21 protein-coding genes are annotated in these 19,876 nt (G+C 70.6%); 9 read left to right on the forward strand and 12 right to left on the reverse strand.

Annotated features, from left to right (window positions below):
• Window positions 1–383: 383 nt before the first annotated feature.
• Window positions 384–1,403 (reverse strand): DUF5937 family protein, encoded by a 1,020-nt coding sequence (locus tag ACQ0O7_RS14215; protein ID WP_430782506.1) that lies wholly within the window; start codon window positions 1,401–1,403, stop codon window positions 384–386.
• 55 nt (window positions 1,404–1,458) lie between these two features.
• Here ACQ0O7_RS14215 and ACQ0O7_RS14220 point away from each other — a divergent pair, with 55 nt between their 5' ends.
• Entirely contained in the window at window positions 1,459–2,682 is a 1,224-nt protein-coding gene (locus ACQ0O7_RS14220; protein ID WP_430782507.1) for an MFS transporter, read from the forward strand.
• Here the strand turns inward: ACQ0O7_RS14220 and ACQ0O7_RS14225 are convergent.
• The 4 genes from ACQ0O7_RS14225 to ACQ0O7_RS14240 form a co-directional block, all read right to left on the reverse strand.
• Window positions 2,660–3,274 (reverse strand): SRPBCC family protein, encoded by a 615-nt coding sequence (locus ACQ0O7_RS14225; protein WP_430782508.1) that lies wholly within the window; start codon window positions 3,272–3,274, stop codon window positions 2,660–2,662. The two genes, ACQ0O7_RS14220 and ACQ0O7_RS14225, sit on opposite strands and share 23 nt — an antisense overlap.
• Window positions 3,271–3,630: an ArsR/SmtB family transcription factor gene (locus tag ACQ0O7_RS14230; RefSeq protein WP_430782509.1), complete on the reverse strand. Its 360-nt coding sequence runs from the start codon at window positions 3,628–3,630 to the stop codon at window positions 3,271–3,273. The genes ACQ0O7_RS14225 and ACQ0O7_RS14230 overlap by 4 nt, the downstream gene beginning before the upstream one ends.
• A gap of 23 nt (window positions 3,631–3,653) precedes the next feature.
• A complete protein-coding gene (locus ACQ0O7_RS14235; protein WP_430782510.1) occupies window positions 3,654–3,803 on the reverse strand; it encodes a hypothetical protein in 150 nt (49 codons plus the stop codon).
• A 162-nt stretch (window positions 3,804–3,965) separates the two neighbouring features.
• Window positions 3,966–4,490, reverse strand: a complete 525-nt coding sequence (locus ACQ0O7_RS14240) for a hypothetical protein (protein WP_430782511.1) — start codon at window positions 4,488–4,490, stop codon at window positions 3,966–3,968.
• 89 nt (window positions 4,491–4,579) lie between these two features.
• On the opposite strand from ACQ0O7_RS14240, the gene ACQ0O7_RS14245 reads away from it, so the two are divergent.
• Both ACQ0O7_RS14245 and ACQ0O7_RS14250 read left to right on the forward strand, forming a co-directional pair.
• The gene (locus tag ACQ0O7_RS14245) at window positions 4,580–5,200 is read left to right on the forward strand and encodes a TetR/AcrR family transcriptional regulator (protein ID WP_430782512.1); all 621 of its coding nucleotides are present in this window, start codon (window positions 4,580–4,582) and stop codon (window positions 5,198–5,200) included.
• Window positions 5,190–6,023 carry an oxygenase MpaB family protein gene (locus tag ACQ0O7_RS14250; protein WP_430782513.1) on the forward strand — a complete coding sequence of 278 codons (834 nt, stop codon included), beginning with the start codon at window positions 5,190–5,192 and terminating at the stop codon, window positions 6,021–6,023. Before ACQ0O7_RS14245 ends, ACQ0O7_RS14250 begins: the two co-directional genes overlap by 11 nt.
• 1,251 nt (window positions 6,024–7,274) lie before the next feature.
• On the opposite strand, the gene ACQ0O7_RS14255 is transcribed toward ACQ0O7_RS14250, so the two are convergent.
• On the reverse strand, window positions 7,275–7,943 hold the full coding sequence (locus ACQ0O7_RS14255; protein ID WP_430782514.1) for a response regulator: 669 nt from the start codon (window positions 7,941–7,943) through the stop codon (window positions 7,275–7,277).
• Entirely contained in the window at window positions 7,940–9,514 is a 1,575-nt protein-coding gene (locus tag ACQ0O7_RS14260; protein WP_430782515.1) for an ATP-binding protein, read from the reverse strand. The genes ACQ0O7_RS14255 and ACQ0O7_RS14260 overlap by 4 nt, the downstream gene beginning before the upstream one ends.
• Window positions 9,515–9,612: 98 nt before the next feature.
• Here ACQ0O7_RS14260 and ACQ0O7_RS14265 point away from each other — a divergent pair, with 98 nt between their 5' ends.
• The 3 genes from ACQ0O7_RS14265 to ACQ0O7_RS14275 are packed head-to-tail and all read left to right on the forward strand — an operon-like array spanning window position 9,613 to window position 12,607.
• The gene (locus ACQ0O7_RS14265) at window positions 9,613–10,596 is read left to right on the forward strand and encodes a Bug family tripartite tricarboxylate transporter substrate binding protein (protein ID WP_430782516.1); all 984 of its coding nucleotides are present in this window, start codon (window positions 9,613–9,615) and stop codon (window positions 10,594–10,596) included.
• On the forward strand, window positions 10,593–11,078 hold the full coding sequence (locus tag ACQ0O7_RS14270; protein WP_430782517.1) for a tripartite tricarboxylate transporter TctB family protein: 486 nt from the start codon (window positions 10,593–10,595) through the stop codon (window positions 11,076–11,078). Before ACQ0O7_RS14265 ends, ACQ0O7_RS14270 begins: the two co-directional genes overlap by 4 nt.
• Window positions 11,078–12,607, forward strand: a complete 1,530-nt coding sequence (locus ACQ0O7_RS14275; RefSeq protein ID WP_430782518.1) for a tripartite tricarboxylate transporter permease — start codon at window positions 11,078–11,080, stop codon at window positions 12,605–12,607. The genes ACQ0O7_RS14270 and ACQ0O7_RS14275 overlap by 1 nt, the downstream gene beginning before the upstream one ends.
• On the opposite strand, the gene ACQ0O7_RS14280 is transcribed toward ACQ0O7_RS14275, so the two are convergent.
• Complete coding sequence (locus tag ACQ0O7_RS14280; RefSeq protein ID WP_430782519.1) at window positions 12,543–13,754, reverse strand: GNAT family N-acetyltransferase; 1,212 nt, start codon at window positions 13,752–13,754, stop codon at window positions 12,543–12,545. The genes ACQ0O7_RS14275 and ACQ0O7_RS14280 overlap by 65 nt on opposite strands.
• Window positions 13,755–13,764: 10 nt before the next feature.
• On the reverse strand, window positions 13,765–14,553 hold the full coding sequence (locus ACQ0O7_RS14285; protein ID WP_430782520.1) for a hypothetical protein: 789 nt from the start codon (window positions 14,551–14,553) through the stop codon (window positions 13,765–13,767).
• A 325-nt stretch (window positions 14,554–14,878) separates the two neighbouring features.
• On the opposite strand from ACQ0O7_RS14285, the gene ACQ0O7_RS14290 reads away from it, so the two are divergent.
• Complete coding sequence (locus ACQ0O7_RS14290; protein WP_430782521.1) at window positions 14,879–15,574, forward strand: class I SAM-dependent methyltransferase; 696 nt, start codon at window positions 14,879–14,881, stop codon at window positions 15,572–15,574.
• A gap of 80 nt (window positions 15,575–15,654) precedes the next feature.
• On the opposite strand, the gene ACQ0O7_RS14295 is transcribed toward ACQ0O7_RS14290, so the two are convergent.
• Together ACQ0O7_RS14295 and ACQ0O7_RS14300 are read right to left on the reverse strand one after the other, a co-directional pair.
• Complete coding sequence (locus ACQ0O7_RS14295; protein ID WP_430782522.1) at window positions 15,655–16,098, reverse strand: hypothetical protein; 444 nt, start codon at window positions 16,096–16,098, stop codon at window positions 15,655–15,657.
• 216 nt (window positions 16,099–16,314) lie between these two features.
• On the reverse strand, window positions 16,315–16,653 hold the full coding sequence (locus ACQ0O7_RS14300) for a hypothetical protein (RefSeq protein ID WP_430782523.1): 339 nt from the start codon (window positions 16,651–16,653) through the stop codon (window positions 16,315–16,317).
• An 18-nt stretch (window positions 16,654–16,671) separates the two neighbouring features.
• On the opposite strand from ACQ0O7_RS14300, the gene ACQ0O7_RS14305 reads away from it, so the two are divergent.
• On the forward strand, window positions 16,672–17,400 hold the full coding sequence (locus tag ACQ0O7_RS14305) for a hypothetical protein (protein ID WP_430782524.1): 729 nt from the start codon (window positions 16,672–16,674) through the stop codon (window positions 17,398–17,400).
• Between the two features lie 61 nt (window positions 17,401–17,461).
• Here the strand turns inward: ACQ0O7_RS14305 and ACQ0O7_RS14310 are convergent, their stop codons facing one another.
• Window positions 17,462–18,328, reverse strand: coding sequence for an alpha/beta fold hydrolase (locus tag ACQ0O7_RS14310; protein WP_430782525.1), 867 nt, complete (start codon window positions 18,326–18,328; stop codon window positions 17,462–17,464).
• Window positions 18,329–18,388: 60 nt separating this feature from the next.
• Between ACQ0O7_RS14310 and ACQ0O7_RS14315 the strand changes: the two genes are divergently transcribed.
• The gene (locus ACQ0O7_RS14315; RefSeq protein WP_430782526.1) at window positions 18,389–18,982 is read left to right on the forward strand and encodes a TetR/AcrR family transcriptional regulator; all 594 of its coding nucleotides are present in this window, start codon (window positions 18,389–18,391) and stop codon (window positions 18,980–18,982) included.
• Window positions 18,983–19,876: the final 894 nt, after the last annotated feature.

Genomic DNA, 19,876 nt, shown 5'->3' on the forward strand with positions numbered 1-19,876 from the left:
TCGCGCCGCGACCATGCCCGACGTGGAACCTTGCGGTGGAAAACGCACCGCAACGCGGCACACGCGCCACGACCGGCACCAGCGTGGAACCTTGCGGCGGGAAACGCACCGCACCGCGGCACACGCGCCACGACCGGCACCAGCGTGGAACGTTGTGGTGGGGAGCGGACCGCAACGTGGCACGTGGGTTTGGTGACCGTCGCATTCGCCCGGCGGTCGCCGGGCGGTCCGGTGCGACGGCGGTCTCGCGCGGACCGGGCAGGGCGGCCCGATTTCGGTGGGGCCGTGGAGCGTACCGGCTACGGGTTTGCGGTTTGCTGTGACCCGGCGGCAGGAAACTGGCCTGGAAGCGCGGGTGTTTCGGGATGTGCCGTTTTTCGGGGTCAGCGGCGGCCGGGGTCGTGTGGAGCGTTCGGGTCACGCCGGGGTGGGGCGGTCAGGGCCTCGCCGGGTGGGGCGGTCAGGGCCTCGCCGAGGTCGCTGCGGTAGTAGAGGACGCTGCGGCCGTAGCGGGCGCGGTTGAGCAGGCCGGCTCGTTGTAGCAGGCGTAAGTGCTGGTTGACCGCTGAGGTCGTCACGCCCAGGCGGACGGCCAACTCGGTGGAGGACGCGGGTTCGCCGAGGGCCGCCAGCAGGGCGGCGCGTGCGCTGCCCAGCAGGTCGCGGACGGCTCCGGCGTCGGGGCGGGCGCTCGGTGACCACATGGCGCCCTGGCCGCGGGCCGGGTACATGACCACCGGCGGCAGGTCGTCGTCGATCGGGTTGGAGGCCCGGTTGACGAACATCGACGGCACCAGTGTCACCCCCTGGCCACGGACCGGGCGGTTCCGGGCGAGCGGACTGCGCAGACGGATGTCCAGGTGGCGGCCGTCGAACGAGACCTGCGGGGACAGGCCGGTGATCGCCGCGCGCAGGCCGGACGACGACACCACATGGCCGCGATGCAGGATGTCGGCTCGCAGGACGGCGCGCATCCGGGGCCAGTATGGGGCGAAGCACAGCTTCCAGCAGTCGGCCAGCGCGGCCACCAGGCGCGTCACCACCGTCGGGTGATCGCCGCGGAACACCGCGGGGACCTCGCCGTGCACCCGTTCCAGGTCCTCGGCCAGGCGCCGGGCCGGGATGCGGGACAGTTCGGCCAGCTCGTCGTCGAGCACGGTCAGTGGGGACGCGGGGCGCGGATTCACGAAGTCGGCCACGTAGCGGCGGTCGTCGACCAGGCCGTGCAGCACCTCCAGGTCGAGGAACGGCAGGACCGCGGCGATCCGGTCACACCACGGGCGCTGCAGCGGGTACGCCTCCGGGAAGCGCACCGCCCGCAAACCCAGCCCCAGCTCGCTGAGCGGGGAGATGCCGAAGCGGATCTCGGACACGTCACCGGGCTCCAGCACGTACCTGATCATGAAGCTGAACGCTACATCTGTTGGCTACCGGTCCGCCGTCCGGCAGAACTGAGCGGTGACAACCACCGCAGTACCGTTACGCGCCCTGGTCCGGGACGACCCCGTGCTCCGCCGCCTGCTCACCGTCACCCTGGTGGACACCGTGGGGCGCGGGGCGTTCTTCACCCTGACCATGCTCTACCTCACCACCGTCGTCGGCATCCCGGCCGTGACCGCCGGGATCGGGCTCACCGTGGCCGGTGGCGTCGGGGTATTCGCCTCGCTCGGCTTCGGGCATCTCGCCGACCGGTGGAGTTCCCGGCGGATGCTGATCGTGCTGCACCTGGTGCAGGCGGCGGCGCTGATCGGGTACATCGCCGTCGACGGCCTGCTCTCGCTGATCGTGGTCGCGTCGCTGGTCACCCTGGCACAGCAGGGCGGCTCGTCGGTGCGGTCGGCGGCGGTGGGCCGGGCGTTCCCGGGCGCCGAACGGGTCCGGATCCGGGCCACCATGCGCACCGTGACCAACATCGGGATCGCGGCCGGCACCGCCATCGCCGCGATCCCGCTCGCCATCGGCTCGGGTGACGCCTACCGGATCACCATGGCCGCCGCCGGAGTCCTCTACCTGGTGTCGTCGGTGCTGCTCACCGGACTGCCCGCGGACCGGGTCGACGCCCGGCCCGGCAGCTCCACGGCGGCCCCGGAGGTCACCGGATCGCCGTACCGGGACGGCCGGTTCCTCGCCGTCACCGCGCTCAGCGGCGTCTTCGGCATGCAGTTCGGGCTGTTCGAGGTGGCCGTGCCGCTGTGGGTGGTCGAACACACCACCGCACCCGACGTGCTGGTCTCCCCACTGCTGCTGGTCAACACCGCGCTGGTGGTGGCGTTGCAGGTGCGGCTGAGCCGGGGCACCGGCACCGTTCGCGGCGCCGGGCGGGTGATGGCGCACGCCGGGTGGCTGATGGCCGTCGCGTGCGGGCTGTGGGCGGCGGCCGGCGCGGTGCCGATGGCGGTGGCTGTCGTGGTGCTGTTCGCGGCGGCGACGATGCACACCCTCGCCGAGATCACCTCCAGCGCGGCCGGGTGGAGCCTCAGCTTCGAGCTCGCGCCACCCGACCGGATCGGCGCCTACCAGGGCATGTACGGCACCGGGTTCGCCCTCGGCGCGATGGCCGCCCCGCTCGTGGTGACAGCGGCCGTCAACGACCTGGGCACCACCGGCTGGGCGCTGCTGGCCGTGCTGTTCCTGGGCTCGGCGACCGGCATCACCGCGATCACCCGGCGGCGTAGAAGCTGAGGCTCCGGGTGGCGGCGGCCTCAGCTTCCGCGGGGTCGGCGCCGGACTCGATGTGGGCGGCCCGCCAGGCGTCGACGACACCCGCGGTCCACTCACGGCCCTCGGCGGTGGCGAGCACACCCTGCAGCTCGGCCGGGGTGGCCCGGGGATCGCCGTCCAGGTGCAGCCACAGGGCAAGCAGCGACTCGTCCCAGCCGGCGCCGCCGGCGGCCGGGCCGTACTGATCCCAGTACTCCCCCGGCGCCGCGCCGTGCTCCAGCCGCAGCACCGTCGCGTCCGGGCCGGCCGGGGTCAGGGTGACGGTCACCAGGCTGGTGTCGCCGCCGTACTCCCAGGTGATCCGCAACGCGGTGGGCGGCTCGCAGTGCTCGATGGTCCCCTCGGTGCCGCTGTCGCGCAGCCGGTAGCGGCCGGACGCCGTCAGGTCGCCGTCGACCGGCTCGAACCAGCGGGCCAGGCGTTGCGGCTCGGTGCACGCCGACCACAGTCGGTCGACACCGGCCGGGAACCGCTGCTCGACGACGACGGTGTGCCGGTCGCCGGTGCTCACCACCCGGCGGAGCACCCGGTTGATCTGGTCGGCGAGTGTCATGGCCGCTCTCCGTTCTGTTCGGCCTCGGAGTACCGGTCGACCTCGGCGTCCTGTTCGACTTCGGCGCGCAGGGCGTCGAAGCCCTGCTCCCAGAGGCTGCGGAATTGGCCGAGCCAGCGCTCGGCCTCGCGCACCCCCGCGGGCTCCACCGCGTAGACCCGGCGGCGGCCGTCGGCGCGCGACCGGGTCAGGCCGGCCTCGCGCAGCAGCCGCAGGTGCCGGGAGGTGGCCGGCTGGCTGATCCCGAACTCGGCGTGGACGGCCTCGGTGAGGAAACCGGCCTCCCGTTCCCCGGGCAGCAGCAGTTCGAGCAGGCGCCGGCGAACCGGGTCGGCGAGCGCGTCGAGTGGGTGCACGCCACGACCATATAACAGAATGGTTATGAGTGCGAGGGGTCGCTCTTCCGGTCGACCCGGAACGGCTCCCGCAGGCGCCGCATCGACTCCGCGGTCCGGTCGGCCGGATACGGCGACGGCGCGTGCTGCTCCCCGGTCGAGGTGCGGAAGATCGGCTGGGGGACGATGTTCATCGGTGGGTCCTGACGTCGCGGTGTGACTGACGCCGGAAAGCTACCCTTTGCGGCCTTTGCCCAAACGGTCCGGCGGCGATCACCCGCTCGATGCCGGGGCCGGCTCGGCACCGCCGCCCTGATCAGCCACACTGCCCCGGCGGCTGAGGCACCGGTCGTCCCTCACCTCTCCACATGGCGGCCGGGCCGGGAGTGCCTCTCCAGATATCCGGTGGCCCGGCGGTGATAGACGAACCCCTCCACGAGTCGATAGACGTTGAGGCCCAGCAGCACGACGGCCATGACGATGACGACGCCGGTCACGGGCAGGGTCAGGAGCACCGGCGTCGCGGCCAGCGGCGTGACCATCGTGACCAGGTGGATCGGCCACTGCCGGCGGATGCGATCCGCCGCTTTCAGCGCGAGACGGTGCTCCTCGCCGGTGAGGGATTCGCCGCGCCGGATCGCGCGCAGGATCCGGCGGCGCTGGTCCGGCGACTCCCACGGCAGTGGAGACGCGATGCCGGGATGGCGGCGCAGGACGGCCCACCGGGTCCCGGCGATGATCGCGACAGCGAGACCGGTCACCGCGGCGAGCACCAGCAGGCCGGTCCACTCCGCGCTCGGCAGGGGGACGGTCAGGGCCGCGACCGCGGCGAGCACACCACCCGTCGCGCCGCCGACGGCGAGAGAACCCGATCGATCCATGGCCGCTGTTTGCCCAGGCCGGCGCTGACGGCAAACCACCGCGACGGTCCTGCTGCCGGTCGTCAAGGTCCACCCACTACGGTCGATGGGTGACGAAAGCCGCCCGATCCCGTAAACGGGGCCCGCGGGGTCCGTACACCTCCGGCCGGGAGGCCCAGCGGGCCATCCTGGACTCCGCCCGGCGGGTCTTCGCCGAACGCGGCTACCGCGGCGGCGTGCTGCGTGACGTGGCCGAACGCGCCGGGGTCAGCGCCGCCAACATCATCCACCACTTCGGCTCCAAGGAGGCGCTGCTCGTCACCCTCCTCGAGGAGCGCGACATGGGCGCCAGCCTGGAGTTACGGGCCGCGCCGGGCGGCTTCATCGCCGGGCTGCGCGACCTGGTCCGCCGCAACGCCGCCGACCGGGAGATGGTGCGGCTGTTCACCACCCTGGGCGCCGAGGCGACCGCTGCGGATCATCCGGCCCACGACTTCTTCCGGGCCCGGTACGCGTCGGTCACCGCCGAGGTCGCCGGCGCCGTCGAGACCGCCCGCGATCAGGGTGTGCTGCCGTCCGGGCCGCCCGCCGACCGGGTCGCGGCCGGGCTGATCGCGGTGATGGACGGCATCCAGTTGCAGTGGCTGCTGGATCCCGGCTTCGACATGGTCGCCGCGTTCGACGCGCACCTGACCGCGATCGGTGCCCTACCGTCGACGGATGGAGCGTGACGCCCGCCGGCGGCGGATCGAGACCCTGGACCCGGCCATCGACCACCGGGAGATCACCCGGCTGTTCTACCTGGACTTCCAGTCGGTTCTGCTGCTGCAGGCGGTCACCGGCAACCTGATGACGTTCGCCGTACCGCGGATGTCCCGGATCCTGGCCGCCACCGGGCGGTTCACCGAGCACCCCCGGAAACGGTTCATCGACACCACGCTGCTGGTGTCGGCGGTGCTCGACCACGGGCTGGGGCCCGGACCCGGCCGGGACGCGGCCCGCCGGGTCAATCAGATGCATCGGCGGTACGACATCCACCCCGACGACTTCACGGCCGTCGGATGTGACGTGCCACTGATGTCGCTGGAGATCGCCGACCGGTTCGGCTGGCGCCCGGTCACCGACGCCGAACGGGAGTCGCTGCGCCTGCACTACAGCGCCGAGGCGCGGGCGTTCGGCTCGCACCGGCCGCTGCCGCCGACATTGGCCGGGATGCGCGACTTCTGGGAGACCTACCTGGACGAGCAGACCGCCCACGAACCCCAGAACGAGCTGCTGACCAGGGCGTTCCTCGACTATCTGCCGACCCTGGCGCCGCGCCCGCTGCGGCCGCTGCTCAACCCGGTGCTGACCGCCCAGGTCGATCCGCGGATCCTGCGCGCGTGCGGTCTGCCGCTGCCGTCCCGGGCGCGCCGCCGGCTCTCCACCGCCGCGCTGCGCCTGCTCGGCCGCCGTGATCCGCTTCCGGACCCGCAGCCCGGCTCGATCGGACCCTTGGAACGGCAGATCAGGACCCTTTATCCGTACGGCTGGACCGTCGCCGATCTCGGCTGATCAGATTTTGGCGACTCCACGGGAAACACATGCGAGTGCATCGATGGACCGCTCCTGTTCTGATCGGCTCAGCCACCCTCTAATGCCCGAAAAGTCGACCGTCACCAGGTCGCCATCCAGAGACCTCCCGCAGTCAATTTCTTAGGTGACCCGTCCAGCTGAGATCTTGGTGGATTTACCACCGTTTTGAGTCTTCTTCTCAGCTGCTGGCCCACTCGCAGTCAATTCCCCGCGCGAGTGTCCGCCTTCCGGCCCCACCCCGGCCGATCTTGGCGGATTTACCACCGTAAACGGTGGTAAATCCGGCAAGATCTCGGCTGGACGGGTTGCCCTTACGAGGGATTGACCGCAAGTGATCAGGCAGCCGAGAACAAGACTCAAGAGTCTTCTTCTTTATGGTGGCCGAGTGTTAAGCAAGCCCTCGGCGGGTGGCTCGGCGCCGCCCCCGGTGCGGGCACACTGTGGCCGGTCGTGCGCAGTCACGGACGCCCCGGGCCCGTTGCGGCGTCACGGTCCGCCGGTTGTGCTTTCGCGTCGTTGTCCTCGAATTGACCAGCGCATTCAAGCCGTGAACGTGTGCGCCGGCCGGGCCCGGGCCGGTGCTGACGGCTGACGGCTGACGGCTGACGATCGAGTCGCCGGTCCGACCCCGGCCGCAGTCCGTCACTCGAATGCGGAATCGCCCGACAGCCCCCGGCCCCACCAAGCAGAAGACTCGAACGAGTCTGGTTCCCGGCTGCCTGATCACTTGCGGTCAATCCCTCGCGAGGGCGACCTTCCCGGCGGAGATCTTGGTGGATTTACCACCAAAAACGGTGGTAAATCCACCAAGGTCGGCCAGGGCGGAGCTGGAAGGCGGACACTCGCGTGGGGAATCGACCGCGGACGGGCCGACAGCCCAGAGGAAGACTCAATACGGTGGTAAATCCGCCAAAATCGGCCCAAGGCCGGGCAGGAAGCGGACACTCCCTCATGGAATCGACTGCGGGCCCGTCGCGGACCACGGAGCGGACTCGAAATGGTTCCGAATACGCCGAGATCTTCCAAGCAATAACGTCGAGGCCTGTTGGTGTGCCGATTTGCGGCTCGATTCGAGCCGCAAATCGGCACACCAACGCGCCTCGACCGCTGAAGGGCCCATACGCCGGAGACTGACCGCGCGTGGTCCGACGGCTGAGGGGAAAGATCGAGGCGGTGTCCGGGGACCGGGATCGGCATGCGGGAGACGCGTAACCCGGCACATCGAGCGGGTCAGGAGCCGGTCCAGCGGTACCGGCGTTCGGGGCGGCCCGGGGCCGCGTAACGGAGGGTGACGGCGGCTCGGGCGGTGGCGTGCAGGTACTCCAGGTAGCGGCGGGCGCTGACCCTGGAGATGCCCACCTTGTCGGCGCATTCGGTGGCGGACAGGGTGTCGCCGGCGGTGCTCAGCGCGTTGCGGACCAGCTGGGCGGTCTCCGCGCTCAAGCCCTTGGGCAGGGTGGACACCCGGGGCGCGCAGGTCAGCGCCCGGTCGATGTCGGCCTGGTCGTTGACGGCGGTGGCGTACATGCCGGTGCGCTGGGTGGCGTACTGCTCCAGCCGGTTGCGCAGATCGTCGAAGCCGAACGGTTTGAGCAGGTAGTTGACGACTCCGCTGCGGACCGCGCCGCGCACCGTCTCGGCTTCCTTGGCGGCGGAGATGACCAGCACGTCGCAGTCGTGGCCGCCGGTGCGCAGCGCGGTCACCACGTCGAGCCCGAACATGTCGGGCAGGTACAGGTCGAGAAGCACCAGGTCGGGCTGGACGGTCGCGGCTTCGGTGAGGGCGGCGGCTCCGGTGTGGGCGACGCCGACGACGCCGAAGCCGGGGATCCGGTCGACGAAGCTGCGGTGGATGCGGGCGACGCGGAAGTCGTCGTCGACGACCAGGACACCGATCACGGCGTTCCCCTCAGCGAGAGTCGGGCGGTGAACATGGCGCCGTCGACGGCCACCTCTCCACCGTGGCGGGTGCAGACGAGTCTGGTCAAGGCCAGGCCGATGCCGCGTTCGCCCTGTTCGGCGGCCTTGGTGGTGAACCCGTGCGAGAACACCTCGTGGGCCAGGGACGGGGCCACGCCGGGGCCGGAGTCGCGGACAACGATCTCGACTGTCGAGGAGTCCTGGCGTAGTTCGACCTCCACCCAGGCGGCGTCGAAGGCCGAGCAGGCTTCGATGGCGTTGTCGACGAGGTTGCCGACGACGGTGGCGATGTCGGCGGCGTCGTCGGGGTCGAGGCGGTCCAGGGACGTACGTTCGGAGATCCGCAACCGGACCCGGCGTTCGGCGGCCTGGGCCGATTTGGCCATCAGCAGGGCGGCGACGGCGGTGTCGTGGACCCGGCTGGTCAGGGTGAGGTCGAGGGATTGGCGGTGCCGGGCGAGCGCGTCCACGTACTGCACCACCTCGTCGTGTTCGCCGATCTGGATCAGCCCGGAGATGGTGTGCAGCTGGTTGGCGAATTCGTGGGCCTGGGCGCGCAGCAGTTCGGTGGTGCTGCGGAACGAGCCCATCTCGCGTTCCAGGTGGGCGAGTTCGGTGCGGTCGCGCAGGGTGGTGACGGAGCCGAGGCCGGTGAGGCTCATCCGGTTCAGCACCAGGACCCGGCCGGCGCGGACGACGACCTGGTCGCGGACCCCGGCGGCGGAGCGGGTGAGGACGTCGGCGAGCCGGCCGTCGACGCCCAGTTCGGTCAGGGACCGGCCGACGCAGTCCTCGGGCAGGTCGAGCAGGGCCCGGCCGGGGGCGTTGACGAGGGTGATCCGGTGTTGCGGGTCGAGGGCGACGACGCCTTCGGCGATGCCGTACAGCATGGCTTCGCGGTGTTCGGCCAGGCCGGCGATCTCGCGCGGTTCCAGGCCCAGGGTCTGCCGCTTGATCCGCCGGGCGAGCAGCCAGGACCCGGTGAGGCCGACGAGGCTGGCCAGACCCAGATAGACCCCGATGGTGTACGAGCCCTCGCGCGCCCGCTGCCACAGGGTCGGGGACACCTCGCCGATCACGACGACGCCCAGCTGGCGGCCGAGGGTGCCGGGCTGGTCGCTGAGGACCGGCACCTGGGCGACGAGTTCGACCGGGCCGTCCAGGCGTAACGAGCCGGACCAGCTGCGCCCGTGGGCCACCGACGGGTCACCGAGCGGCAGCTTCTCGCGTACCAGCGTGGGGTTGGTGGAATCGACGACGATGCCACGGGAGTCGGCGACGGTCACCGACCCGACTCCGGATTGGGTGCGGGTGGCCTGGACCAGGGCGGGCAGGGCGGCGCCGGGTGCGGGCTGGTCGAGCTGGGCGCGGATCAGCGGGTTGTCGGCGAGTTGTTCGGCGAGGGCGGCGACCCGGCGGCCTTCGACCCGGTTGAAGGTCGCCGCGGACTGGGCGAGGGACAGCGCGGCGACAGCGATCAGCACGATCACGATGATGGTCAGCTGGAGGACCAGCAGTTGTCCGGCGAGTGTCGATCGTCGCGACCACAAATTACTCAACCTTCGCTGGTTACAGAACGCAGACACCCCCGTCGCCGGAGGGCCACCATCATCGCGCCGGACCGTCCCGAAACGAAAGAGAAACAGCGATGAAAACATTGACGAGCGCGTTCGTCGTCGCGCTGATGGCAGTGACTGTCAGCGGGTGCGGCGCCACCGCGGACCGGGGTGACGAGGCCGGTCCGGTCGGCAGCCTGCGGCTGATGGTGCCGAACACCCCGGGCGGCGGGTACGACACCACGGCCCGCACGATCGCCAAGGTGATGGAGGACAACCGGATCGCGTCCGGGGTCGAGGTGTTCAACCTGTCCGGGGCCGGCGGTGTGGTCGGGTTGCAGCGCACCGTCAACGAGAAGGGCAACGGCAAGCTGGCCATGCAGATGGGCCTGGGTGTGGTGGGTGCGTCGTACACCCAGAAGTCGCCGGCCAAACTCACCCAGACCACCCCACTGGCCAAGGTGATCGAGGAGCCGGGCGCCGTCGTCGTACCGAATGGTTCGCCTTACAAGACCATCAACGACCTGGTCGCGGCGTGGAAGGCCGACCCCGGCAAGATCGCCGTAGGCGGCGGCTCCTCCCCCGGCGGCCCCGATCATCTGCTGCCGATGCGACTGGCCAAGACCGTCGGCATCGACCCCAGGACCGTCAATTTCGTGTCGTACGACGGAGGCGGCGAACTGCTTCCGGCAGTGCTGGGCGGCAAGATCGCGTTCGGCGCGAGTGGTGTCGGCGAATTCCTGGACCAGGTGGAGGCCGGCCAGGTCCGGGTTCTCGCGGTCACCAGCGAGCAGCGCCTCGACGCGGTGCCGGACGTGCCGACGCTGAAGGAGTCCGGCATCGACATGAGCTTCACCAACTGGCGCGGCATCGTCGCCCCGCCGGAGATCACCGCCGCCGACCGCGACCAGTGGATCGGCGTGCTGACCCGGATGCACCAGACCGACGCGTGGAAGGCCGAGGTGGCCAAACACGGCTGGACCGACGCGTTCGTGACCGGTGACCAGTTCGGCGCGTTCCTGACCGAGCAGGACAAGGCAGTCGCTGACGTGCTCACCGACCTCGGGCTGGCGTGACCAGGGACCGGGCGCAGTACGGGGTCTGCGCCTTCCTCGCCGCCCTCGGCGTGCTGGTGCTGGTCGACGCCACCCGGATCGGTCACGCCACCGGCAGCAACGACCCGATCGGGCCGCGCCCGGTGCCGATCGGGATCGGGGTGCTGCTGCTGATCGTGGCGGTGCTGTACGCGCTGGACGTGGCCCGGGGCGGCACCGGGGTCGAGGAGAGCGGCGAGGACGTCGACCTGACCTCGCGGATCGACTGGCGGACCGTACTGCTGCTGCTCGCCGCGTTCGGCCTGAACGCGGTGCTGATCGAACCACTGGGCTGGGTGATCAGCGGCTCGTTGCTGTTCTGGGGTGCGGCGTACGCGCTGGGCGCCCGTAACCACCTGCTCACCCCGGTGATCGCGGTGGCCCTGGCCCTGATCACCTTCTACGGCTTCGCGATCGGTCTCGGCGTGAATCTGCCGGCCGGCGTCCTGCAGGGGATCCTCTGATGACCGAACTGACCAATCTGCTCGACGGCTTCGGCAACGTGGTGACCCCGGCCAACCTGCTGATCGCGCTGATCGGGGTGACCGTCGGCACCGCGGTCGGCGTGCTGCCCGGCATCGGCCCGGCGATGACCGTGGCGCTGCTGCTGCCGCTCACCTACGGGATGGAGCCGACCCAGGCGTTCATCATGTTCGCCGGCATCTTCTACGGCGGCATGTACGGCGGCTCCACCACGTCCATCCTGCTCAACACCCCCGGCGAGTCGTCGTCGGTGGTGACCGCCATCGAGGGCAACCGGATGGCCAAGGCCGGCCGGGCCGCGCAGGCGCTGGCCACCGCCGCGATCGGCTCGTTCGTGGCCGGACTGATCGGCACCCTGCTGCTGGTGTTCGTGACACCGCCGATGGTGTCGTTCGCGATCAGCCTGGGCGCCCCCGACTATCTGGCGATCATGCTGCTCGGGTTCATCGCGGTCAGCGCGGTCCTCGGCGTGTCCCGGGTGCGCGGGTTCGCGTCGCTGCTGGTCGGCCTGGCGGTCGGGCTGGTCGGCATCGACCGGGTGACCGGCCAGCAGCGGCTCACCTTCGACCTGCCGCAACTGGCCGACGGCATCGACGTGATCGTGGTGGCGGTCGGTATCTTCGCCGTCGGCGAGACGCTGTGGGTGGCCGCGCACCTGCGGCGGCGCCCGGCCGAGGTGATCCCGGTCGGCCGGCCGTGGCTGGGCCGCGACGACTGGCGGCGCTCGTGGAAGCCGTGGCTGCGCGGCACCGCCCTGGGTTTCCCGTTCGGGGTGATGCCGGCCGGTGGCGCGGAGATCCCCACCTATCTGTCGTACACGCTGGAGAAACGCCTCACGAAGCATCCGGAGCAGTTCGGCAGGGGGGCGATCGAGGGGGTGGCCGGGCCGGAGGCGGCCAACAACGCGTCCGCCGCCGGAACCCTGGTGCCGATGCTGGCGCTCGGGCTGCCGACCAACGCCACCGCGGCGGTGATGCTGGCGGCGTTCCAGGGGTACGGCATCCAGCCCGGCCCGCTGTTGCTGCAACGGGAGACCGCGCTGGTGTGGACGCTGATCGCCAGCCTGTTCGTCGGCAACCTGCTGCTGCTGGTGCTGAACCTGCCGCTCGCCCCGGTCTGGGCGCGGCTGCTGCGGGTGCCGCGCCCGTACCTGTACGCCGGGATCCTGTTCTTCGCCGCGATGGGCGCGTACGCGGTCAACGCCCAGCCCTTCGACCTGCTGCTGTTGCTGATCCTGGGGCTGATCGGGTTCGGCATGCGGCGGTTCGGGCTGCCGGTGCTCCCGCTGATCGTCGGGGTGATCCTCGGCCCGATCGCCGAACGGCAGGGCCGGATGGCGCTGCAACTGTCCGGTGGGGATCTGTCCGGGCTGCTCGGCGGGCCGCTGTCCTACCTGATCTACACCGTCATCGTGGTGATCCTGTGCTGGCCGCTGGTCCGCCGGTTCAGACGCGGGTCCACACGTGCATCGGAACCCGTGGGAACGCCACCGTCAGAAAACGTTCGGTGATCCGGTCCCGGGGCAGGCAGTCCGGCCAGGTGTCCAGGATCTGAGCGAGGCTCCGGTGCCCGAGCACCAGCTGGAGCAGGGCGCCGGGCGGGATCCTCAGGTGCGCGCCGGGTTCGCCACGGCCGGTGGTGATCCCGGTCAGCAGGCCGTCGGTGAAGTGCAGGCGGGCGGCCCGGCCGTACCCGTCGATGGTCATGGTGGGTTCCGGCCACCGCAGGCCGGCCGCCTGCCAGCGGGCCCGCAGCAGCGGTTCCAGACGGGCGATCAGGGCGGCCGGGTCGCCGGTGCGCACATACATGCCGCGGGCCCGCCGGGGCACGCCGGCCGGGCCGAAGACGCTCAGCGGGTGTTCGGGGGGCAGCAGGAGCCGCAGCGTGGTGAGTTCCGGCCCACCGGCCCGGCGCAGGTAGCCGTAGGTCGCGCCGTCGGGTCGCACCGTCGCGGCGAGCACGGTCAGCACGCCGTCGTGCGGCCGGGCGGTGTGCACCAGATAGCCGTCACCTTGCCGGGCGACGACCCGGCGGGCCAGGTCGTCCGCGGTACGGCCGGCGATCTCGTGCCGCCACGCCGCGGCGTCCCGCGGGCAGGTCCAGACCCCGGCGGCGGCCTGCTCCCGGTCGATCGCGGCCAGGGCCTCGGCGTCGTCCACGGTGGCCACCCGGACGGTCCGGCCGCTGCCGCCGGCCGGCAGCGCGGCGACCGGGATGACCGGGGCGCCGTCGTTGGCCAGCGCGTACTCGTAGCCGAAGCGCCGGTAGAAGTACGGGATGCCCTCGATCACGTGCAGAGCCGTGCCGTCACCGCGCTGGTGCAGCACGTCGAGCAGCCGGTCGGTGAGCCGGTTCCCGCGATCCCGCGGCCAGGTGCCGACCAGCTCGACGACCGAGACCGGCAGGCGCACCCCGCCGAGGCTCCACTCCTGGCGCAGCTCGACCAGGCTGGCCGCGATCCGCCCGGTGCCGGTCTCCTCGGCCACCAGGAAGTCGCCGGGCCCGACCGTGGGATGGCCGTCCAGCAGGCCCGCGGTCCACGCCGCGATCCCCGGGTGCGGTGCTCCCCCGGTCAGTTCCTGGAGCTGAACCGCGGCCTGCAACGCCACGATCGCGTCGGCGTCCGCGGCCCGCCCGGCCCGGATAACGTAGGTCATGCCTGCCGTTCTACCAGGGGCCGTCTCCATAACGGTCGATGCAGGCGCCGGAGACGTCTAGCCAGGCGCCGAACAGGGCGGTGTTCAGCGGCCCGGCCGGGTTGTCGGCCTCCTCGACGGCGGTGGTCGCGCGGAGCAGGGTCTGCCCGGCCTCGACCAGGGCCGGGTCGGTGGCGCGCAGGGCACCCTCGGCGACCGGGCGGGTCACCTCCGGTTCCAGGCGCTGGAGTTCGTCGATGCCGTTCAGGGCGGCGCAGGCGGCCCGGTCCGGGTCGAAGTCAGGGACTGTCCACGGCAGCGGCGCCGGCTCGTCGGACGGCTGGTAGTCGATCGTCACCGGACGCTGCCCGGCCGGGGCCGGGAACACCAGCCAGCCGCGTTTGCACTGGCCGGCGGGGGTCTGCGGCTCGCCGTCGTAACCGACCGGGTACGCCGGGAGCGGGAAGTCGTCGTAGCGCTCGCTGGACGCCACCGCCCGGGTGCTGTCGGCGTACGCCAGTGACCACGGGTTCTGGCCGAGAACGATCGGGTCGGTCGCCCTGTCGGTGACACAGACCTTCAGGTCGGCGGCGGCGTACTCGTACCCGGCTTGTGCGGGTTTGCCGACCGTGGTGACCGGCTGCCGGTAGTCGTACACGGTGGCTTCGACGGTCCCGGCCGACGCGGGCCGGGAGGTTCCGAACGGCAGCGGCTCCACCGCGACCGGGGTGGCGGCGGCGGTGGCCGGCGGCTCGGAAGCGCATCCGGACAGTGGTGCGGTCAATGCGGCGATGGTGACGAGCGTTCGGAACAGGCGCACTGACGGACTTACCTTCCAACGGTTGATCTTGGTCGGACCACCGTAGAACCGGGCCGTGAGCGGCAGGAACCCTCCGAAGGTGGCGGGAAGCGACCCGGACGGGGGATCCGCGGGCGGCGACATCCGACACAGGCGCTTCACTCCCCGTTGATCACGGTGCTAACTTGCTGCACACACTTGGCAACAGGACCGCTCGGCGCCGCCCTGTCCCGTGGTTTGGAAACGGGGCCGATCGTGGTACTGCACCACCTCGATCCGGCACCGCCCGGCCACGGCATCGGCATACACCGTTGTTGCACCCCCTGAACCTTGAGGAGTCCGCTGAATGAGCGCCCAGGACCGCATCAACGCCTACTGGACCGGCCGCGCCCCCAGCTACGACGCCTACCAGCAGCGTCCCGAACGGCTCGAAGCCGACGAGCGGGCCTGGTCCGAGATCTGGGCCGAGGCACTGCCGGACAGCCCGTCCGACATCCTCGACGTCGGCACCGGCAGCGGCCACGTCGCCCTGACCGTCGCCCGGCTCGGTCACCGCGTCACCGGCATCGACCTGTCCGAAGGCATGCTGGAGCAGGCCCGCAAGCACGCCGCCACCGCGTCGAACGCCCCCGTGTTCCGGCTCGGCGACGCGGTCGCCCCCGACTTCCCACCGGCCAGCTTCGACGTGATCGTCGGCCGCTACGTCACCTGGACCCTGCGCGAACCGGACGTCGCCGTCGCCAACTGGATCAAGCTGCTGCGCCCCGGCGGCCGGCTGGCCTTCGTCGACAGCACCTGGTTCCCCAACGGCCTGACCGACTCCGCCGAGAACTTCGCCGACCACTACGACGAGTCGGTCCGCGCCGTCCTCCCCCTGGCCGCCGCCAAGTCGATCGACGAGACCGCCCTGTATTTCGCCAACGCCGGCCTCTCCGACGTCAAGGTCAAGCCCCTGACCTCGATCTACGACCTGGACCAGAAGTACGGCGTGGCCGACGACCACGACCTCCAGATGCAGTTCCTGATCACCGGCCGCGTCTGACCCACCACCCACCGCCCGGCCCGGCCCCGCCAGCCGGCCGGGCGGTGACCTGCCGGAAACCGGATACGTCACCGCCCCGGTCACTCGCCGTACAGACCGCGAACCGGGCGGGACGGCAGGACCGCATAGGCGAGGGTCTCACCGGCCAGGGGCAGGCCGAGCCCGGCGTACGCCAGCAGCAGCCAGCCCGTGATCCACGCGCCGTGGATGCAGGCCAGCTGCCGGGACTCGGGCACCACGAACCCGAAGTACGCCGTCAGCGCCATGGCCGCATCGCCACCGAGTTCGTCGGCCATGGTCGTCCCGTCCGGCGCAACGGTCAAAAGGTCGACGCCGATCCATGTCACCAGGTACGCCCCGACGAGCAGCGACAGGGCCTGGAAGCCGATCCGGACGCCGGTCCGCAGCATCAACGATGTCGAGTCCTTGACCGATTCGGCGGCCTTGACCGCCTCCTGCCGGCGCTTCCGGGCGAAGTCACGCCAGGCGAGAAGACAGAACACGATGCTGACGGCCACGACCACCGGCCTTCTCCATGGCACGGGCGATGGCGTTGTCGGGCTGGACGAAGCACTCGTGCCAAGCCCCGGAGGGACACTCGGACGACACCCATCGCGCCGGCGGCGTAGGGTCGGCACCAGGCTTGCCCGACGCGCGCGATGCCGGGTGAGCGCGCGTCACTGAACCCGAGGATGGCGGCACCGTTCGAGTCGGGCCAGGCCCCCGGAAGACAACGCCCGTCAGCGCGGCAGCCGGTGCAGGAGCTCGACCAGTCGGCGGGGGAACTCGTCGTGGTGTGGGGAACCGCAGTAGCGGACCGTTCCGGCGGCCGCCACCAGTTCGAGCGGTGTGTAGTCGCCGCCGGCGAGCATCGCGCCGGCCATGCCCAGAGGGACCAGTAGATTCGCTTGGGCCTCGTCGGACATCGAATCCATGAAACCCTCGTCGTGGAGCACCAGTTCGACGATCGCCCGCAGAGCCTGTTCCACACCGGCCAGGTCGGCGGTGCGGGCCAGGTCAGCCTGGTCCGCCTCCTCAAGGAACTGGAAACGGTTGATACGCGGGAAATCGCCGGTCACAGCGCGACCCTATCCACCGTGGTCATCGGCGATCATCTGGTGATGACCGCCGAGCCGATGCATCTGTGTGGTTCCTGGTATGCCGTACCGGCCGAGGTCGGGCAACCGGCGGTGCTCGACGCGTTCGGGTTGGCCGGGGCGTACCCGGTGTCGATGTCTGTCGGGTCGGCGGCCTGGACCGCGGACCGGCACGACTGGGACCGGGGTGAGCACGGCCGGTGTGCACGGATGTATGTGACGCCGGGGCTGGACGGCTGGATCCTGGTGTTCGGGACCGTGCCCGAGGTCGCGCACACCACGGGTGAAGGGGCGTTCGAGCGGGCGGTGCGTGCGCACACCGCCTGGTTGAGCGGCCGGTTCGGGACGGCCCACTGGTACGGCGCGAGCTGCGGTGACGGCTGGACCTCCTGGTGCCTGGCTGAGGACGGTGCGGTGATCGCCCGCCACGGTGTGGTCGTGCCGGAGCCGCCGGGGTTGCGCTACTACGACGACCTCGTTCCGCTGTCCACTCCCCCGTCGCCGCGTCACGAACAGCTGACCGTCGACGGCGGCGCCGTCCCGCTGCGGCCCCGGCGCCGGCCCACCGTCCCGGAGCACGCCCACGCCACCACCGTGGCGGCCCGGCTGTCGGTGAACCCCGCCGCGCTGGGCCCGCACACCACGGTCACCGGCCACGGTGTGCTCGCACTGACCGCATGCGGGCGACAACCGCGTGCCGACTTCCGGCGCGATCCGCGCCGGAAGTGACCACACAGGAACGGCACGTGCCGACTTCCGGCGCGACCCGAACCAGACGTGACCACGCGGGTCAGGACGGCATCTGGGTGATGATCTCGTCCCATAGTTCTTCGGGCAGGTTGTGGCCCATCCCCGGGTAGAGCTTGAACCGCGCCCCCGGGATCCCGGCCGCCGTGTCGCGGCCGGCGCGGGGGCGCAGCAGCGGGTCGTCGGCGCCGGAGATCACCACGGTCGGGGCGGTGATGGTGGACAGTGGTGGCAGTTTCACCGCCCGGGCAGCGGCGATCTGTCGCTGGGTGGTGCGCGGGTCGCGCGGGCTGCGGGCGTGACTGACCGTCGCCGCCTCGCGGGCCCACTGTTCCGGGAACGGGTAGCCGGGTGAGGCGAACGCCCGGAACAGCTCCACCAGGTTGTCGATCTCCTGCTCGGCCGTGACGGCCTTCGGGAGGCGCGCGGCTTTGGCGAAAACCCCGTACCGCAGATAAGTGAGCAGGCGCCACGAACCGGCGGTGACCGGACCGCCGACGCAGAGGGTGAGGCCGCGCACCCGGGACGGGTGCAGCAGTGCGGTGGCCTGGGCCAGCTGGGAGCCGAGCGAGAGGCCCATCAGGTGGGCGCTGTCCCAGCCGAGCGCGTCCATCACGGCCAGTCCGTCGCCGGCCATGTCGGTCGCGGTGTAGAGCGGGCGGGTGCCGCCGAGCAGGGCACGGAACGGGTTGCCGGCGGCCGGTTCGGGATAGTGCGTGGACAGGCCGGTGTCGCGGTTGTCGAAGCGGGCCACGTGGTAGCCGGCCCGGACGAGGCGCTCACAGAAGGCGTCGGGCCACCAGTTCATCGGGAAGTCCAACCCCATGATCAGCAGCAGTGGGTCGCCGCCCTGGCCGAACGTCTCGTAGGCGATCTCGTGGTCGCCGTTGCGGGTGTACAGAACGGTCACGCTGCGCCCTCCATCGTTTTCATGCAGTCGCATGATAACACTGTGGGTAGTGTCGGGGGCGTGCCGAAGCAGGTAGATCACGAGCAGCGCCGCCGGCTGCTGGCCGACGCGGTCTTCGCGGCCATCGGAACCAACGGATACGAGTCGGTGAGTCTGCGCGACATCGCCGAACGGTCCGGGTACTCGATGGGCACCGTGCAGTACTACTTCCCCACCAAACAGCAGATGCTGCTGTTCGCACTCGCACACATGCGGGACCGGGTGCTGGTCCGGCTGACCGCCGCCCTCGACCGGCTGGACCAGCCCACCAGCCGCGACCGGATCCGGGCCGGCGCCGCGGTGATGCTGCCGATCGACGAGGCCGGCCGCGAGGAGGCGTGTGTCAACGTCGCGTTCTACGCCGCGGCGACCGTCACCCCGGCCTACGCCGACCAGCTCCGTGCCGGATACGAGCGCGTGCTGACAGTCTCCCGGAACAACTTCCAGGACGCCGCCGTACGGGGTGAGCTGCGCACCGGAACCGACCCCGACCGCGAGGCCCAGTCGTTCTACTTCCTCACCCAGGGCCTGATCGGCCCGGTGCTTCTGGGGCTCTACCGCCCGGCCGAGGCATTGGCGCTGCTGGACGCGTACCTCGACCGGGTCTTCCGCTGAAACTCAGAGAACGATCGCGGCCGCTCGCGGTCACCCGGCGCCCGGCCAGCACCCGCACACCCGCCTCGGCGAGCTGCCTCCACAGCGCGTGTGATCCGATTGATGACGATCATGTCGCGGGCCAGCTCACCAGCCATCTCCACGATGGTCATCCAGTGGCCTTGCCGGGCGAGTCCCAGCGCCGAGTCGGAGCCGGACAGTCCACCGCCGGCGATTCCAAAACCGCGATCTTAGGCACTCCCACTCAAAGGACCCTCCTCGATTTCCTGCTCTTCGCCGGGAAATTCCCACACACGAGCACCCTTTCCAGCTGAGATCTTGAAGGATTTGCCACCGCTTCGAGCCTTCTATTTGATCGGCAGCTCATTCGCTCCCATTCCCTTGCACGTGCGACCGCAAAATCCGCGATCTTGGCGGATTTATCACCGTTTTGAGCCTTCTTCTCAGCTGCCGGCCCGCTCGCAGTCAATTCCTGGCGCGAGTGTCCGCTTTCCAGCTCCGCCCCGGTCAATCTTGGCGGATTTACCACCGAAAATGGTGGTAAATCCGCCAAGATCTCGGCTGGACGGGTTGCCCATCACGAGGGAATGACCGCAAGTGATCAGGCAGCCGAGAACAAAAGCTCTTTTGGGTGGTAAATCCACCAAGATCTGCCGGGGATACGGGCGGACGTGGGTAATCGCGCTAGGCATTGACCGCAAACCGGGCGGAGTTTTAGAGAAGGCTCATTTCGGTGACATGCCCACCAAGTTCGCGGATTTTATGGTCGCCCAGGACAGGAATTGACCGAGGGTGAGGCGACCGCCCACGGCCGTTTCATGATCGATAGTGGCGGTGAGTGACGGTGCCTGCGTTGGCGTGTCGGATATGGACGAAGCTCCGTTGAGTCCAGGT

This window comes from Actinoplanes sp. G11-F43, from assembly GCF_050589265.1.
Taxonomy (GTDB): Bacteria; Actinomycetota; Actinomycetes; order Mycobacteriales; family Micromonosporaceae; genus Actinoplanes.